The sequence below is a fragment of the Nonomuraea fastidiosa genome, from assembly GCF_042751225.1.
In the GTDB taxonomy this organism is placed as follows: domain Bacteria; phylum Actinomycetota; class Actinomycetes; order Streptosporangiales; family Streptosporangiaceae; genus Nonomuraea; species Nonomuraea fastidiosa.
In genome coordinates this window covers 8,125,633-8,139,895 of the sequence record NZ_CP170570.1, presented here as the reverse complement: position 1 = coordinate 8,139,895, position 14,263 = coordinate 8,125,633, and the positions used below count along the sequence as shown (strand labels likewise).

Sequence of the window (14,263 nt, the reverse complement as noted above, 5' to 3'; positions counted from 1 at the left end):
CGTGAGCACCGCAACGAAACCGTACGACAAGCGCGAACGCATCTGCGTCTCGCACTACCCGCTGCCCGCTGACCCGCCCGACGTCAGCGAGGTGCCGATGCTGATGAACCTGAACTCGCCGTCCACCCGCGACGGCGAGAAGGCCATGTACATCCATATCCCGTTCTGCGACAAGATCTGTAACTTCTGTCCCTTCAACAAGCAGCTCATGGACGAGGCGAAGCTGGAGAGCTACCTCGTCCGGCTGAAGCGGGAGATCACCACGTACGCGGAGAGCCCGCTGGTCAGGTCGTTCACCTTCGGCTCCCTGGCCATCGGCGGCGGCACGCCGAGCTGCCTGTCGGCCGAACAGCTGCACGACTTGATCACCCACTGCAGGACGGTGCTGCGCTTCAGCCCGGAGGCGGAGATCAGCGCCGAGGGCAACCCGTCCAACTTCACCCGCGAGAAGCTCGTCGCGGCACGGGAGGCCGGCTGCAACCGGATCAGCTTCGGGGTCCAGACCTACAACGACCGCTACGCCGGCATGCTGGAGATCCCGCAGGACCCGGCCACCTCCCGTGTGGCCACCCAGGTCGCCCGCGACGCCGGCTACGACAACGTCGGTATCGACCTGATCTACAACCTGCCCGAGCAGACCCTCGACGAGTGGCGGGCCGACGTCGAGGAGGCCATCGACTGGCGCTACGAGCACGTCACGCTGTTCTCCCTCATCATCCCGCCCTTCACCCGGCTGTTCTCGAAGATCGACACCAAGCGGCTCAAGCCGCCCGGCGACCACGACCACGAGGTCGCGATGTACCGCATGGCCGTGAGCATGCTGCGCGATGCCGGATACGAGCAGTACTCCGTCTACGACTTCGCGCTGCCCGGAAAGATCAACAAGCATGCCGTGCTCTACTTCTCCGAGCAGCAGGACCTGCTCGGCGTCGGCGCGGCCGCCTTCGGCTATCTCGGCAGGTACATGTACGTCAACAAGGGCCCTCTGGCCGACTACCAGGGCGCGGTCGACCGTGGCGAGCTCCCCGTGCTGATCGGCTCCCGCGCCGACCGCGACGAGGAGATGTGCGGCGCCATGGCCAAGGGCCTGCGGCTGTTCAGCGTCTCTCGCCCCAGGTTCCGCTCCCTGTTCGGCTGCGACCCCATCGACGTGTTCGGCGAGAAGATCGACAAGCTGGTCGCGCGCGGCCTGCTGGAGATCACCGACGAGGAGATCCGCCTGACCGAGGAAGGCGTCTTCTGGGGCAACAACGTCTGCCGCGAGTTCTTCTCCGCCCGCTACACCGAGATCGAGGCCATCCCTCGGGAGGTGCTCGCCCGAGGACGGCTCATGAAAGCCGGGCAGGCCGCGCCCCGGCGCATCCGCGACTGATCGGAGAACCGCGATGAAGTCGAAGAACGTGCTCGGGATCTGCGGCTCGCCGAAGACGACCGCCAAGAGCGCCAGCGAGTTCCTGTGCCGCGAGGCCCTCAAGGGCGCCGCCGAGCTGGGCGCCCAGACACGGCTCGTCCGCCTGGTCGACTATCCGATCGTCGACTGCGACGGCTGCGGCGACTGCATGAACAGGACCCAATGCCACCTGTTCAAGCACCCCGACGACCGCTACACCCGCCTGTACAAGGAGGTCCGCTGGGCGGACGCCTTCATCTTCGCCTCCCCGGTCTACGCGCTCGGCCTGCCCTTCACCTGGAAACAGTGGCTCGACCGGTGCGAGCCGGCCGACGAGGACGACCTGGAGTACCAGTACTACAACTACGAGGTCGCCGCCGACGTCAAGGGCAAGGCGTTCCAAGGCAAGGTCGCCGGCCAGATCATCACCTCCGGCGGCATCGGCCAGGAGTGGGCCATGGCCCAGCTCATGCCGCTGTGGACGAACGTCAAGCTGTCCGTGGTCATCAGCGTCGGGCTCAGCCTCATCGAATTCGACGAGCAGCCCGGCATCAGGACCAAACCGTGGGGCGTGGGCGTCGACAACGCGGAGTTCGCCATCGAGATCGCCCGCCAGGTCGGCCGCCGCGTGACCTCCGCGATCGGGTTCTCCACCTTCAACGTGCACGGCGCCTCGCCGCGGCTCGGCGGCTCGGAGGGCCGCGACTGCACCGAGCAGCTCCGCTTGCTGAAGGACCTGCACGACCGGTCCTTCGCGCTGCCGCAGAACGGCGGGCTGAGCCCGTTCGTCTTCGTCGTCTCCGGCCAGGACAAAAGCGAGGAGGCCGTACGGCGCATCCAGGCGATACTCAAGCGCTTCCCGGGGCTCGACGTGCGGCTCGTCGCCGTCGTCGACCAGCTGCCGCACTTCATCACCCGCGACTTCGTCAAGGAACGGATCGCCGAACAGCAGCACCCCGTGCCCGTACTGATCGACTGGGACCGCGCTTTCGCCCAGGAGCTGGGGCTCGCGGCGAACGTCGACCCGCACGTCGTCATCGTCACCCCCCAAGGACGGCTGCGCAGAGCGATCACCGGCACCAACACCACCCGGGAGATCGTCACCGAGATCGAGGAGATCGTCCGGGAGATGCGCAGCCTCGACCTGTCCGTGGCCAGCGAAGGAGCACGGTCATGATGCCGCTCACCTGGAAACTGCCCACCACCTGCGATGCCGTGGAACTGTCGGACGGCGCCCGGCTCTTCTACCGCATGTCAGGACCCGAGACCGCCGCGCCGCCCGTGGTGTTCCTGCACGGCAACCGCGACAACCACACCCACTTCGCCGAGCTGATCTCGCTGCTCGACCCGACGCTGCGCTGCCTCGCGCTCGACCTGCGCGGGCACGGCCTGTCGTCCAAGGAGGACCACCCCCTGTCGGCCGCCCAGTGCGCCGCCGACGTGATCGAGGTGCTCGACCACCTCGGATGGGACCAGGTCATCCTCGCCGGGCATTCCCTCGGCTCCGTCACCGCCATGATGCTGGCGCTGGAGCACCCGGAACGGGTCGCCGGCCTCGTCCTCATGGGCTCGGCCGCGCACTACGAGATGAAGTGGAAGCGTCCGGAGGTGACCGAGGAGACCTACCGCCAGGTCATCGAGGAGTCCAACAAACGCGCCGCCCCCTTCTTCTTCCTCGACGGCTACCCCGAGGTGGCCAATCGGGTCATCGCGAGCTGGTCCTGGGTGCCCTGGTCCGTGCACCGCAACCTCATCCGGCTCACCCATCCCGACCTGCGCGAGCGCGTACGCGACATCGCCGCGCCGACCCTCGTCGTGGCCGGCGAACTGGACCGCAGCACCCCCGTGGAGAGCGCACGCTACCTGGCCGAGACCATCCCCGGCGCCCGCCTGCACGTGGTGCCCGGCACCGGTCACTTCATGTTCATGGAAAAGCCCGTCCCCGTGGCGGCGGCCATCGCAGAATTCCTGGGTGTTCAGCTCGGCGGCTCCGGCGGCTGCGGCTCCGGATGCGGCTGCGCGTCCTGAACCTTGTCGCCCATACCCCAAGGAAACGATCCGATGACACGATCCGAACCACGACCCGGCCCCGCACCCGCCACCGACCTCAGGCTGAGCGGCCTGCTGACCACCGAACGCGGCCGGGGGCTGGCCGTCTTGTCCGGCGCCGTCCTGGTGCAGTGGGCCGCCATGATGTCGGTCTTTCCCGCGCTGCCGTCGATCTCCGGCTCGCTCGGGGTCGGGCCGGACGCGCTCGGCCTGGTGCTGATGGTGTCGTCGCTGCTCATGACCGTGCTCAACGTCCCGGCCGGCGTCGCCGCCGACCGCTACGGGCGCAAGCCCGTCATCGTCGGCGGCCTCGCGGTCAGCGCCCTCGGCGTGCTGGTGTCCGCGCTGTGGGCGGCCGCCTGGCCGTTCCTGACCGGCTGGGTGCTCTTCGGCATCGGCCGCGGCCTGTTCACCTCGCCGGCCTTCACCGTCCCCGCCGACACCTACGGTCCGCATGAACGGGGCAAGGCCATCGGCATCCTGGCCGGCGCCATCGGGACCGGCTCCGTGCTCGGCTACGTCGCGGGCGGCCTCGCGCTGACCGCGGCGACCTGGCAGGCCGTGCTGGCCGCAGACGCCGCGCTCCTGCTGGCGGCGTGCGCGCTCACCTGGTTCGCACTGCCCGAGACGGCCCAGGAGCGGCACGTGGCACCGCTGCGCACCGCGGTCGCCCAGACCTTCGCCTGGTACCGGCGGCGCGTGGTGCTGCTGTCGGGCATCGTGGCCGGCCTGTCGTTCGCCGTCGGCGTCGCGGCCACCTTCCTCGTCCCGTTCAGCCTGACCGGGCTCGCCGCGTCACCGTTCGTGATCGCGCTCGTGTTCATCCCGTACGAGCTGGTGGCCTCCGCGGGCACCGTGCTGGCCGGGGCCATCTCCGACAAGGTGGGCAGGCGGCTGCCGCTGCTGATCGCCCTGCTGCTCGTCGCGGCGGCCCTGGCCGGCCTGCCGATCGCCGGAGTCACCGTGTGGAGCGTGGCCTTGGTCTACGCCATCGTCGGTCTCGCCGAAGGGCCCGTCATCTCGCTGTCGACGACCATGGTCACCGACGACGTGCTCAAGGCCGACCCGCGCCGCATCGGTGCGGCGCTGGGCGCCAACCGCCTTGTCCAGGGCATCGGCCCGATCCTCGGCCCGGTGGTCGGCGGCCTGCTCGCCGAGCGGGCCGGGCTGGGCGCGCGCTACTGGATCCTCGCTGCGGTGCTGGCCGCCACCGCGGTACTGGTCGCGTTCCTCCCCGAAACCTGGGCGGGGAAGGAGGCGGCGCGATGACCGGCACGGAGGACGAGCCGCTGGAGGCGCTCGCGGTGATGCGGGAGCCGGGTGGCGAGCGTGAGGTTCGCATGCATCCCAACGCGGGCAGGCCTGCCGCTGGCGCGATCGGCGACATCAGCGAGAAGCATCCCGGGCCGGTGCCGGCCAGGCCCTCCGGCTGGACGGACACCACATCGGCCGGCGCGTGGACGATCGAACACGCCTGCCGGCACCTTACGACATCCCACCCCGACGAAACCGCCAGAATCCTGGCCGAACTGCGGGAGTGATTCGAATGCCGCTCACCTTCGGCAGCTTCAACCTGCCCACCTTCGACCCCGAATCCGACGGGCCGCCCGACCGCATGCTCTCCCGCATCCAGACGCTCGCCGTCCTGGCCGAAGACCTCGGCTTCGACAGCGTCTGGCTGGCCGAGCATCACTTCCAGCCGCACGGCGGGATCCTGTCGGCCCCCGACGTGCTGCTGGCCGCACTCGCGGCCAAGACCCGGCGCATCCGGCTCGGCCTCGGCGTCGTGCAGATCCCCTACCACCACCCGCTGTCGGTCGCCGAGCGGGTCGCCACCCTCGATCAGGTGAGCGGCGGGCGGCTCGACCTGGGCATCGGCAGAGCGTTCCTCAAGTGCGAGTACGACGGCTTCGGCATCCCCATGGAGGAGAGCCGGGCCCGCTTCGCGGAGAACAGCGAGATCCTCCTCCAGGCCCTGCGAGGGGAGAGCTTCGCCCACGAAGGCCGTTTCTTCCGCTTCCCCGAGCTACGGGTGGAGCCCCGATGCCTGCAACGCCCGCACCCGCCGGTGTGGGTGGCGGCGGCCACGACCCCGGAGACGTTCACCTGGGCGGGGGAGAAGGGGCATCACCTGATGATCGCGCCGCTGCTCTCACCTGACCTGGCCTCGCTGTCGGAGAAGGTCGGCCTGTACTTCGCCGCCAGGGAACGAGCCGGCCTCGACCCCGCGGCCGGCAAGGTGCTGATGAACGTGCACGTCCACGTCGACGACACCTTCGAGGCCGCCTTCGACACAGCCGCTCCGCACGTGATGCGCTACGTCGCCGAGACGCGCGCGGCCGGTGCGTCCACCATCGCCGCGTTCAAGCGCGACGGCGTGCCCCGCGACTTCACCCACTACCCGGCCCTCGGCATGCGCTGGGGCGGTTTCACCCCGGAGGACGCGGCCGGCAAGGGCACGATCGTCGTGGGCGCCCCCGACGACTGCGTCGTCAAGCTGGCGGACCTCATCGACAACCTGCACGTCACCACGGTCGCCGCCACGTTCGACTTCGGCCAGCCGATGGAGGCCGTGACACGGTCGATGCGGCTGTTCGCGGACAAGGTCATCCCTCAGCTCACCGGGGAGGAGACGGCCTGAGATGGGGGCCCGACGACCACCGCTGCCGTTCCGCGCCGCCATGCGGGTCCGCGGCGCGCTTCCCCTGCTCGGCCTGCGCCGCGGCGAGCCGCTCCTGCCCCGTCTGGTCTTCATGGGCGTCGATCCGGGAGAGGCGCTGGACGCGCTGCGCGCCATCCGCTCACCCGGCGCGTGGTGCTCCGTCTGGGAGGGGCTCGCCGAGCGGCACGAGCGGACCGGCCGCACGCTCGCCTCGGACGGCGATCACGTCACCGCGGCCGAGTGCCTCCAGCGGGCGGTCGCCTGCTACCGCGCCGCCGAGTACATGGAGTTCCGGCCGGCCGAACGCGCCCGCCTGTGGCGGCGGCTGGTGGCGGCGGCGACGGCAAGCGGCGACCTGCTGAACCCGCCCGTCCGGCGGCTGGAGATCCCGGTGGACGGCGTCGCCGTCCCCGTCACCCTCCGCGTCCCCGCCGGCCGGCGGCCCGCTCCCTGCGTGCTCACCCTCGGCGGAGTGGACGGAGTGAAAGAGGAGTTCCACCGCATCAGCGAGGCGTACACGGCCCGCGGCTGGGCCTCCGCCGCCCTCGACCTGCCCGGTCAGGGCGAGCTGCGCCGCTTCCACGACGTGCCGTGGCGGGCCGACGCCGAGGTGGTGATCGCCGCCGTGCTGGACACGCTCACCCGGCTGCCAGAACTGGACGCGGACCGGATCGCCGTGGTCGGCGGCAGCGCGGGAGGCTACTTCGCGCTCCGCGCCGCGGCCGCCGACCGGCGCCTCGCGGCCTGCGCGGTCATCTCCGCCCCTCTGGACCTGCTCGAGGTGCACCGCGTAGCGCCTCCGCCCATCCCGCAGACCATGGAGTACAACCTCGGCCTGTCCGGCCGCCGAGCCGTGGCGGCGCTCGCCGCGTTCCACGTGGACGACATGCTGCCCGCCGTCACCTGCCCGGTGCTGCAGATCCACGGCGATGCCGACCGCACCGTGCCCTGGGCGCACGCGAGCCGGCTCCGCGAGGCTCTGGGGGAGCGGCTCACGGTCTGTTTCCTGAAGAACGGCGATCACATGTGCTTCAACCGCCTCCCCGAGTGGGAGGCGCGGCTCCGCTCGTGGCTGAGCACGGTCCTCGACGACGCTCCCGGCGACCGCGAGCCCTGCCCTCCCGGCAGCGGCCGCCTTCAGGCGCTGGACGGAGGCGCCGCCCAAAACCGCGGGGTGACAGCGGCCCGTTCCATGAGCAGCGAGGGCGGGACATGAGCGGGCTCGCAGACCTCGCCATCGCCGGCTCGGCGCACGCGGGCAACGGAACGTCCGACCCGGCCCGCGCCTGGCTGGACGGCCTGCTCGACCCCGGGTCGTTCGTCGAGTTCGGCGCCCACGGCCGGCACCGGGAGTCGGCACTCGGCATGGCCCGCCGGCGCCCCGCCGGCGACGGCATCGTGGCCGGTCTCGGGCGGCTGGACGGGCGGCCGGTCGCCGCGTACGCGCAGAACCCGCGCCAGCTCGGCGGCACCCTCGGCGAGGTCCACGGCCAGAAGATGGCCAGAGCCCTCGAACACGCGCTGCGCGGCCGCATGCCGGTGGTCGGCGCCATCAGCTCCGGCGGCGCCCGCATCCAGGAGGGCGTGGGCGCGCTCGACGCCTACGCCGCGGTCTTCCGGCTCAACGCCGCGCTGTCGGGCCGGGTTCCGCAGATCAGCGTGGTGCTCGGCTCATGCGCCGGGGGCGCCGTCTACTCGCCCGCGCTCACCGATGTCGTGATCATGACCAGGGACGGCTCCTCCATGTTCCTCACCGGCCCGCGCGTCGTGCACGCCGTCACCAAAGAGCAGGTCACTCCAGCGGAACTCGGCGGCTCTCAGGTGCACGCCACCCGATCGGGTGTCGTTCACCTCGTCGCCGACGATGCGGCGGACGCCATGGCCAAGGCCAGGAGGGTGCTGTCGTTCCTGCCCGGCTCGTGCTGGGAGCCGCCGCCGCCGGCCGCACCCGAACCTCCCGGCGTCATGCCGGACGTGCCACGCGAAGCCCGCAAGGTGTACGACGTGCGCGGCGTCATTCGCGGGCTGGCCGACGGCGCTGACTTCCTGGAGCTTCAGCCACGCTACGCTCCGAACATCGTGACCGGCTTCGCGCGGCTGGCCGGCCACCCGGTCGGGGTCGTCGCCAACCAGCCCCTGCGGCTGGCCGGCGTCATCGACGCTCGCGCGGCCGAGAAGGGTGCCCGGTTCGTACGCATGTGCGATGCCTTCGGCGTTCCGCTGCTCGTCCTCGTCGACACACCGGGCTTCCTGCCCGGACGCCGCCAGGAGGCCGAAGGCGTCATCCGGCGCGGGGCGAAGCTGCTGTTCGCCTTCTCCGAGGCCACGGTCCCGCGGGTCACCGTGATTCTCAGAAAGGCCTATGGCGGGGCGTACATCGTGATGAACTCCCGCAACCTCGGGGCCGACGCGGTGCTCGCCTGGCCCGGCGCCGAAATCGCCGTCATGGGCGAGGAGTCGGCCGTTGAGGTGGTGTTCCACCGCGAGCTGGCCGCCGACCCGGCGGCCCGGCCGCAGCTGATCGACCGCTACCGTGCCGCCGGAGTGGGCGGCGAGCGGGCCCTGGAACGCATGTCCGTGGACCGAGAGATCACGCCGGCCGGCACCCGGCAGGAGCTGGTCCGGACGTTCGCGGCCCTGCTGCCCTCCCTGCGGCCCGGCTTCCGCCACGACAACCTGCCTCAGTGACCTGCACGCCAGTCCGCACCAAGGAGCCGTGTTCGCCATGACCTATCAACTCATCTGTCACCTGTCCGACATTCCCGACGGCGGCCTGCTCGGCGTCGAGGCGTCGGGAACCCCGATCGCCCTGGCGCGCCAAGGCGACGAGGTCTTCGCCCTGCACGACGTCTGTCCGCACGCGGGCGCCACCCTGAGCGAGGGCGAGCTCGACGGCGGCACCCTGGAATGCTGGCTGCACGGCTCGTGCTTCGACGTCCGCACCGGCAAACCGGTGGCCCCGAACACGCTGCCGGTCACCACGTACCCGGTGAAGGTCGAGGACGGGCAGGTGTTCGTCGCGGTCACCCCGGCCGGCTCGGCGCCCGCTTCATGACGGGCTCGCCGTCCACGACGACCGCCCCAAGCCCTCCCGCGGGCGGCTCCGCCGGCGTCTCCCCGGAGCGGTTCCGCGGAGTGCTGGCCCGGCATGCCGCGGGCGTCGTGGTGATCACCGTCGCGGACGGGGGCGGCCCCGCCGGGCTCACGGTCACCTCGTTCACCTCGGCCAGCCTGCGTCCGCCGCTCGTCTCCTGCTGGGTGGACGAACGCTCCGAGACCCTGCCCAAGCTGCGCTCGGCCGGCCTGTTCGCCGTGAACATCCTGAGCGGCGGCCAGCCGGAGACGGCGGCGAGATTCGCCGGTCGGCGGGCCGATCGCTTCGCGCCGCCCACGCGATGGCGCCCCGGCCCGTACGGCCTCCCCGTGCTGGACGGCATCGCCGCCTTTCTCGCATGCCGCCCCCACAGCATCCTCAAGGCCGGCGACCACCACCTCATCCTCGGCCTGGTCGTCCACGCAGAGGCGCTCGGCCGCACCGACGACCCCTTGCTGTACCACCACGGCGCCTACGGGCGCTTCCTCCCCGCACCGTCCGAGCCCGCCGCCGCACACGAGCGCTGACGTCGGACGCGCACCGCGGCTCGGCCGCGCGGGAACCGCCCATGAGTCGGATCTCCGGCGACCGCCGGCGGGGCGGCGTGGTGAGCATGCCGACGAGGGCGCCGAGCGCCCAGCCTCGCCACCCGGTTCGTGAATCGGGCTGGCACGGTGGACGAGCTGCGCGCCGGCGCGTGGAGGACCAAACACGCCTGCCGGCACCTCACCACGTCCCACCCCGACGACACCGCCGAAATCCTGGCCGAACTCGGGGGCTCGCCGCGCAAGGGCCTGTTCTCAGGCCCCCGCCGGGTCGGCGTTGAGGAGTTGCGCGTACTCCTCGACGTTCAGGTGCCGCCCCTTGAGCTGGGACGTGAGCTCCGCGTCGAGGATGCCCAGCTCCAGCAGCCCGTCGCCGCGCTCCTTCGCGTGCCGCCTGATGTGCTCCTGCGTGGCGGCGTCCACGTAGTCCTCCCAGTCCGGTGCGTACGTCGCGCCGCCGTCCGGGCCGAGCGGGAGCACGATCCCCGGTGTCCCAGGCCGGTAGGCGGCCGGCTCGCCGTCACCCTGGAGCAGCGCGCGGATGTTGGCCGCGATCACCGACGCGTGCCGGGTCGCCGCGCTCGCCTGCTTGGCCTCGGGGATCGCGGTGACGTCGCCGAGCGCGAACACCCGCGACTGGCCGGGCAGCCGCAGCTCGTCGGTGACCGCGAGCCGCCCGTCCGGCCGCCGCGCGGAAACCAGGCTCCCGGCCAGGTAGCCGGTGTCGGGGACGCCGCCGAAGCAGCGGAACCAGATGTCGGCGGTGAGCCGTTCGCCGGAGTCGAGGGTGGCGGTGAACGTCGCGTACTCACCGGCTTCCGACGGGGGCTGCTGGCGCAGGCGCGCCCCGAGGACGACCCGGATGCCCAGCGCGTCGAGCTGGCGGCGCAGCTCCGCCCTGAACTCGGCGGAATACCCGCCGGAGACGATCTCGGACCCCGGGTCGAGGAGGGTGATCGACTTGTCGGGCCAGGCCGCCAGGATCTCCCCGGCCAGTTCGAGCCCGACAGGACCGGCGCCCAGCAGCAGGACGCGGCCGGCCCTCGCGAGCGCCTCGCGGGCCGCGTGGTACCTCTCCTTGGCGGCGGCGCTGTCCTCGACGTCCACCTTGGCGGGGAACGGGTAGGACGAGCCCGTCGCCAGCACGATGTAGCCGGCCTCGATCCGCTCGCCCGATCGCAGCCAGACGGACGTCTCGTCCACCCGCACGGCCCGGTCCCTGATGATCGTGCCGCGCTCGAGCAGCCGGTCGTAGGGGAGGAACATCCGGTCCGTCCAGCCCGGATCGGTGAGGCCGCGCAGCGCGGCGACGTTGTGGACGAAGGTGTCCCGAGGCTCGACGAGCACCACGTCGGTGACGCCGTCGAGCTCCTTGGCGACGGTGATGCCGCCGTATCCGCCGCCGATGACGGCCACGGTCGTACGCATATCGTTCTCTCCTCACAAGAGGGTGGTCGGGGTGACGGTGCCTACCTGCAGCACGGCGTCGAACCATTCGTCGAGCCGCCCGGCCGTCAGGTAGTGCTCGGGATCGGCTTCCGCCTTGTAGATCCCGCTGATGATGCGGAGCTTGTGCGGCCCGCCCAGCCAGTCGTCCACCGGCTCGGGCCGAGGCGAACGCAGGTCGAGCAGATAGCGATCAGGCCCCGCGGCGAGCACGGCGTCGGCCGACCCGGGCATCGGATCGGGAACGACCTGGCCCGGATGCAGGCCGCTCACATCGCCGCGCGCGAACGCGATCAGCAAGGAGACATAGCGCTCGCCCAGCCGTTCGCGCAGCTCGTTGCCGACGCTCTGGAACGGGCCGAGCAGGGCGGCGGGGATGACGCGGGGCGCGTTCGCGGTGAACGACATGCCCTCCCAGTAGGCGATCTTCACGCCGTCGTCGCGCAGCAGCGAGGTCAGCACGGCGACCGAGCGGCGCCTCGTCTCGGCGTAGTCGAAGCCGCCGCCGGCGAAGCTGCCGGCGTGCGCGTCCACGATCAGCTTCGCCTTCTCCAGCGCCACGCCTGGGTCGGGCAGCGCGGCCACCAGGTCGAGGGCGTCGCGCGCGTGCTCGACGAAGGGACGTCCAGGATGGACGCCCCGCGCGTGCTGCACGTGCTCGGGCACCTCGTGTGCGGTGACGATCGTGTCGTAGTGGCGGCGCAGCTCGGGGACCAGCCCGGGACGTACGCGGGCCACATGCTCGATCACGGCCTGGTAGTCCGCGGGCCGGGCGGACGGAGCGTCCAGCCCCACGATCCGCAGCGGGTCGGACCGATGCCGCCGGTTGAACGCCCGCGCCCACTCGACGACGGCGCGCAGCTCCGCGGTCCGCCACGGGGCCCACAGCTCGGACATCGCCGTACGGACGTCTTCGTCACCGCCGAGGACATAGGCGTTCACCCGCTCGACCGCCACCTCGTCGTCCTGGATCGCGAGGACGCGGAACCCCAGGTCCTCGACCAGCAGCCGCAGCACCCGGTGCGCCTGCGTCATCACCTCGTGCGCCGCGCGGGTCTGCTCGCCTATCCCGACGATCTCCGCATCGGCCAGCAGCTCGCGAAGCGGGTGGAGGTCGGTGAGCGCGTCCGCCGGGTCGGTGGTCGTCAGCGCGCGGGCGTGCTCGGCCACCCACCGCCGGGCGGCGGTCTCTGTCGTACGTGCCATGTGTCCGAGGCTACGAGCGTACGGTGAGACAATGAATGCTCAGCTGTGGCACTTTTATACGCGAACGTATCAAAGCGCGGGGTGAACGAGATGGACATCCTCAGCGACGTGATCTCCGCCGTACGGGTGGGCACGCCCGCCACCGAACGGGTCGAGTGGCGGGCGCCCTGGCGGCGCACCTTCCCCGACCTGCCGGGCACGGCCGGCTTCCTGGTGGTGCTCCAGGGCACCTGCTGGCTGATCGACAAGGCCGACGAGCCCGCCCACCTGGCACCCGGCGACGTCGTCTTCTCCCCGCACGGCGACGGCTACACCCTGGCCGACAGCCCGTCCACGACCGCACACGCCACCGGATCCACCACCGTCACCTTGTGCGGCGGCTACCGGCTCAGCCCCGAGTGGACCCACCCGCTCCTGCGCGAGCTGCCGGGCGTCATCCACATCCCGGCCCGCCCCGGACACCACGCGGGCCTGCGCGCGGCCGTGGAGGTGCTCGGCGCGGAGACCGGCAGCCGCCGCCTCGGCGCCGCCGCGCTCCTGCCCGTGGCGCTCGACATGCTTCTGCTGTACGTCCTGCGCATCTGGTTCGAAGAGCACCCCGGCGGCGAGCCCGACACCGGCTGGGCCGCAGCCCTCGCCGCACCCGACATCAGGGCGGCGCTCAACGCCATGCACGACGACCCCGCCCACCCCTGGACCGTCCAGGAACTGGCCGACCGGGCGAGGGTGTCCAGAGCCACCCTGTCCCGCCGCTTCGGCGCGCTCATCGGCCAGCCGCCGCTGACGTACCTGACCTGGTGGCGCATGACCACGGCCGCCCGGCTCCTCGTCCTCGACCCCGCCGCCTCCCTGGACTCCGTGGCCGCTCGCGTCGGCTACTCCTCGGAGTTCGCCTTCGCCAACGCCTTCAAGCGCCACTTCGGCCTCGCCCCGGGCGCCTACCGCCGCCGGGCCACGGCGATGCCGAGCGTGACCCCGGCACGGCCGTGACCTGGCCGAGCACGCGTACCAGGTGGGTGGCTTCGATGACGGCGGACACTACGGCCTCACCGGTGCGGTCAACGGGGCGCGCACGTCAGTCGCCCTGGGCGACGTCCGTGCCCCGGCCCGGCTCGCCCGCGGACAGCATCAGGTGCGTTCCCTGCGCGAGCCTGAACTCCAGGATGCCCTCGTCAGGGGACATCGGCGCGGTTCCGAGCAGGGCTTCGTCCCACTTCGCCGATGCGTCGAGGTCGCTGACTTCGACACCGAAGGTGACGCTCTTGATCGGTGGAATCGCCATGCGGTCGTGCCTCCGTTCCGTTGTTCCGTCTCACCGGATCGAGCGACCCGCCGCGCGCCGCGAGTGGCCCCCGCCTTGGCTAGCGCTCGGAGATCCGCGTGCGTTACGCCCGCTCCTCGTCGATGACCGGCATCGGCGGCCCGCCCGGCTGCCACGTCTCCAGGAACGACGCCTGCTGCCGCTGATCGACGAGCTCGACGTCCGCCCCGATGGAGTCGAGGCGGTGGTAGGCGAACAGACGCCCGTACGGGCAGCCGGAGAACGTCTCGGGAAAGCCGGAGGCGGCCAGCCGCTCGGCGCCCGCGGCCACGTCGGACGTCCAGAACCCGAGATGGTGGAAGCGCGGCGTGCTCGTGTCGCCCCACGGCCCTCCGGGCGCGGCCTCGATGAGCTCGATGAACGCGGGCCCCTCGGCGGAGAAGACGATGCGGTAGTCCCACTCCCCGATACGGCCGTCGCGCGGCTCGCGCCAGGCGACCCCGGCCGCGCTGGACAGGTCCCGCATCGCCGCCCGCAGATCGGGAACGGCGAAGCAGACGTGGTAGTAAGGCGACATCGCGGTTGACGCGCTCCTCCCGCAGAGACGACG

Annotated in this window: 15 protein-coding genes; 11 read left to right on the top strand and 4 right to left on the bottom strand. The window is 71.6% G+C overall.

Annotated elements, in window-relative coordinates; translation table 11 throughout:
• Position 1 precedes the first annotated feature (1 nt).
• From hemW to ACFMQL_RS37665, 10 genes are read left to right on the top strand one after another with little or no spacing between them, the layout of a single operon-like run.
• Positions 2-1,372 (top strand): radical SAM family heme chaperone HemW, encoded by a 1,371-nt coding sequence (gene hemW / locus ACFMQL_RS37710; RefSeq protein WP_364069236.1) that lies wholly within the window; start codon positions 2-4, stop codon positions 1,370-1,372.
• Positions 1,373-1,385: 13 nt separating this feature from the next.
• The gene (locus tag ACFMQL_RS37705; RefSeq protein WP_364069238.1) at positions 1,386-2,567 is read left to right on the top strand and encodes an NAD(P)H-dependent oxidoreductase; all 1,182 of its coding nucleotides are present in this window, start codon (positions 1,386-1,388) and stop codon (positions 2,565-2,567) included.
• Positions 2,564-3,418, top strand: coding sequence for an alpha/beta fold hydrolase (locus ACFMQL_RS37700; protein ID WP_364069240.1), 855 nt, complete (start codon positions 2,564-2,566; stop codon positions 3,416-3,418). Before ACFMQL_RS37705 ends, ACFMQL_RS37700 begins: the two co-directional genes overlap by 4 nt.
• Positions 3,419-3,451: 33 nt before the next feature.
• Entirely contained in the window at positions 3,452-4,708 is a 1,257-nt protein-coding gene (locus ACFMQL_RS37695; protein ID WP_364069242.1) for an MFS transporter, read from the top strand.
• Entirely contained in the window at positions 4,705-4,980 is a 276-nt protein-coding gene (locus ACFMQL_RS37690) for a hypothetical protein (RefSeq protein WP_364069244.1), read from the top strand. Before ACFMQL_RS37695 ends, ACFMQL_RS37690 begins: the two co-directional genes overlap by 4 nt.
• Before the next feature lie 5 nt (positions 4,981-4,985).
• The gene (locus ACFMQL_RS37685; RefSeq protein ID WP_364069246.1) at positions 4,986-6,080 is read left to right on the top strand and encodes an LLM class flavin-dependent oxidoreductase; all 1,095 of its coding nucleotides are present in this window, start codon (positions 4,986-4,988) and stop codon (positions 6,078-6,080) included.
• A gap of 1 nt (position 6,081) precedes the next feature.
• A complete protein-coding gene (locus ACFMQL_RS37680; RefSeq protein ID WP_364069248.1) occupies positions 6,082-7,317 on the top strand; it encodes an alpha/beta hydrolase in 1,236 nt (411 codons plus the stop codon).
• Positions 7,314-8,789, top strand: a complete 1,476-nt coding sequence (locus ACFMQL_RS37675) for an acyl-CoA carboxylase subunit beta (protein WP_378789589.1) — start codon at positions 7,314-7,316, stop codon at positions 8,787-8,789. The genes ACFMQL_RS37680 and ACFMQL_RS37675 overlap by 4 nt, the downstream gene beginning before the upstream one ends.
• A gap of 37 nt (positions 8,790-8,826) precedes the next feature.
• Positions 8,827-9,156 (top strand): non-heme iron oxygenase ferredoxin subunit, encoded by a 330-nt coding sequence (locus ACFMQL_RS37670; RefSeq protein ID WP_364069252.1) that lies wholly within the window; start codon positions 8,827-8,829, stop codon positions 9,154-9,156.
• The gene (locus ACFMQL_RS37665) at positions 9,153-9,722 is read left to right on the top strand and encodes a flavin reductase family protein (RefSeq protein WP_378789587.1); all 570 of its coding nucleotides are present in this window, start codon (positions 9,153-9,155) and stop codon (positions 9,720-9,722) included. Before ACFMQL_RS37670 ends, ACFMQL_RS37665 begins: the two co-directional genes overlap by 4 nt.
• Before the next feature lie 273 nt (positions 9,723-9,995).
• Here the strand turns inward: ACFMQL_RS37665 and ACFMQL_RS37660 are convergent, their stop codons facing one another.
• Positions 9,996-11,168: an NAD(P)/FAD-dependent oxidoreductase gene (locus ACFMQL_RS37660; protein WP_378789585.1), complete on the bottom strand. Its 1,173-nt coding sequence runs from the start codon at positions 11,166-11,168 to the stop codon at positions 9,996-9,998.
• 12 nt (positions 11,169-11,180) lie between these two features.
• Complete coding sequence (locus ACFMQL_RS37655; RefSeq protein WP_364069258.1) at positions 11,181-12,392, bottom strand: erythromycin esterase family protein; 1,212 nt, start codon at positions 12,390-12,392, stop codon at positions 11,181-11,183.
• Positions 12,393-12,482: 90 nt separating this feature from the next.
• Here ACFMQL_RS37655 and ACFMQL_RS37650 point away from each other — a divergent pair, with 90 nt between their 5' ends.
• Positions 12,483-13,382, top strand: a complete 900-nt coding sequence (locus tag ACFMQL_RS37650) for an AraC family transcriptional regulator (protein WP_378789583.1) — start codon at positions 12,483-12,485, stop codon at positions 13,380-13,382.
• A gap of 85 nt (positions 13,383-13,467) precedes the next feature.
• Here ACFMQL_RS37650 and ACFMQL_RS37645 read toward each other — a convergent pair whose 3' ends face one another.
• Both ACFMQL_RS37645 and ACFMQL_RS37640 read right to left on the bottom strand, forming a co-directional pair.
• Positions 13,468-13,674 (bottom strand): hypothetical protein, encoded by a 207-nt coding sequence (locus ACFMQL_RS37645; protein ID WP_364069260.1) that lies wholly within the window; start codon positions 13,672-13,674, stop codon positions 13,468-13,470.
• A 103-nt stretch (positions 13,675-13,777) separates the two neighbouring features.
• Positions 13,778-14,230, bottom strand: a complete 453-nt coding sequence (locus ACFMQL_RS37640; RefSeq protein WP_364069262.1) for a VOC family protein — start codon at positions 14,228-14,230, stop codon at positions 13,778-13,780.
• Positions 14,231-14,263: the final 33 nt, after the last annotated feature.

Coding starts and splice junctions, on each gene's coding strand:
- ACFMQL_RS37705 (WP_364069238.1), top strand. CDS start 1,386: ATGAAGTCGAAGAACGTGCTCGGGATCTGCGGCTCGCCGAAGACGACC.
- ACFMQL_RS37700 (WP_364069240.1), top strand. CDS start 2,564: ATGATGCCGCTCACCTGGAAACTGCCCACCACCTGCGATGCCGTGGAA.
- ACFMQL_RS37695 (WP_364069242.1), top strand. CDS start 3,452: ATGACACGATCCGAACCACGACCCGGCCCCGCACCCGCCACCGACCTC.
- ACFMQL_RS37690 (WP_364069244.1), top strand. CDS start 4,705: ATGACCGGCACGGAGGACGAGCCGCTGGAGGCGCTCGCGGTGATGCGG.
- ACFMQL_RS37685 (WP_364069246.1), top strand. CDS start 4,986: ATGCCGCTCACCTTCGGCAGCTTCAACCTGCCCACCTTCGACCCCGAA.
- ACFMQL_RS37680 (WP_364069248.1), top strand. CDS start 6,082: ATGGGGGCCCGACGACCACCGCTGCCGTTCCGCGCCGCCATGCGGGTC.
- ACFMQL_RS37675 (WP_378789589.1), top strand. CDS start 7,314: ATGAGCGGGCTCGCAGACCTCGCCATCGCCGGCTCGGCGCACGCGGGC.
- ACFMQL_RS37670 (WP_364069252.1), top strand. CDS start 8,827: ATGACCTATCAACTCATCTGTCACCTGTCCGACATTCCCGACGGCGGC.
- ACFMQL_RS37665 (WP_378789587.1), top strand. CDS start 9,153: ATGACGGGCTCGCCGTCCACGACGACCGCCCCAAGCCCTCCCGCGGGC.
- ACFMQL_RS37660 (WP_378789585.1), bottom strand. CDS start 11,168: ATGCGTACGACCGTGGCCGTCATCGGCGGCGGATACGGCGGCATCACC.
- ACFMQL_RS37655 (WP_364069258.1), bottom strand. CDS start 12,392: ATGGCACGTACGACAGAGACCGCCGCCCGGCGGTGGGTGGCCGAGCAC.
- ACFMQL_RS37650 (WP_378789583.1), top strand. CDS start 12,483: ATGGACATCCTCAGCGACGTGATCTCCGCCGTACGGGTGGGCACGCCC.
- ACFMQL_RS37645 (WP_364069260.1), bottom strand. CDS start 13,674: ATGGCGATTCCACCGATCAAGAGCGTCACCTTCGGTGTCGAAGTCAGC.
- ACFMQL_RS37640 (WP_364069262.1), bottom strand. CDS start 14,230: ATGTCGCCTTACTACCACGTCTGCTTCGCCGTTCCCGATCTGCGGGCG.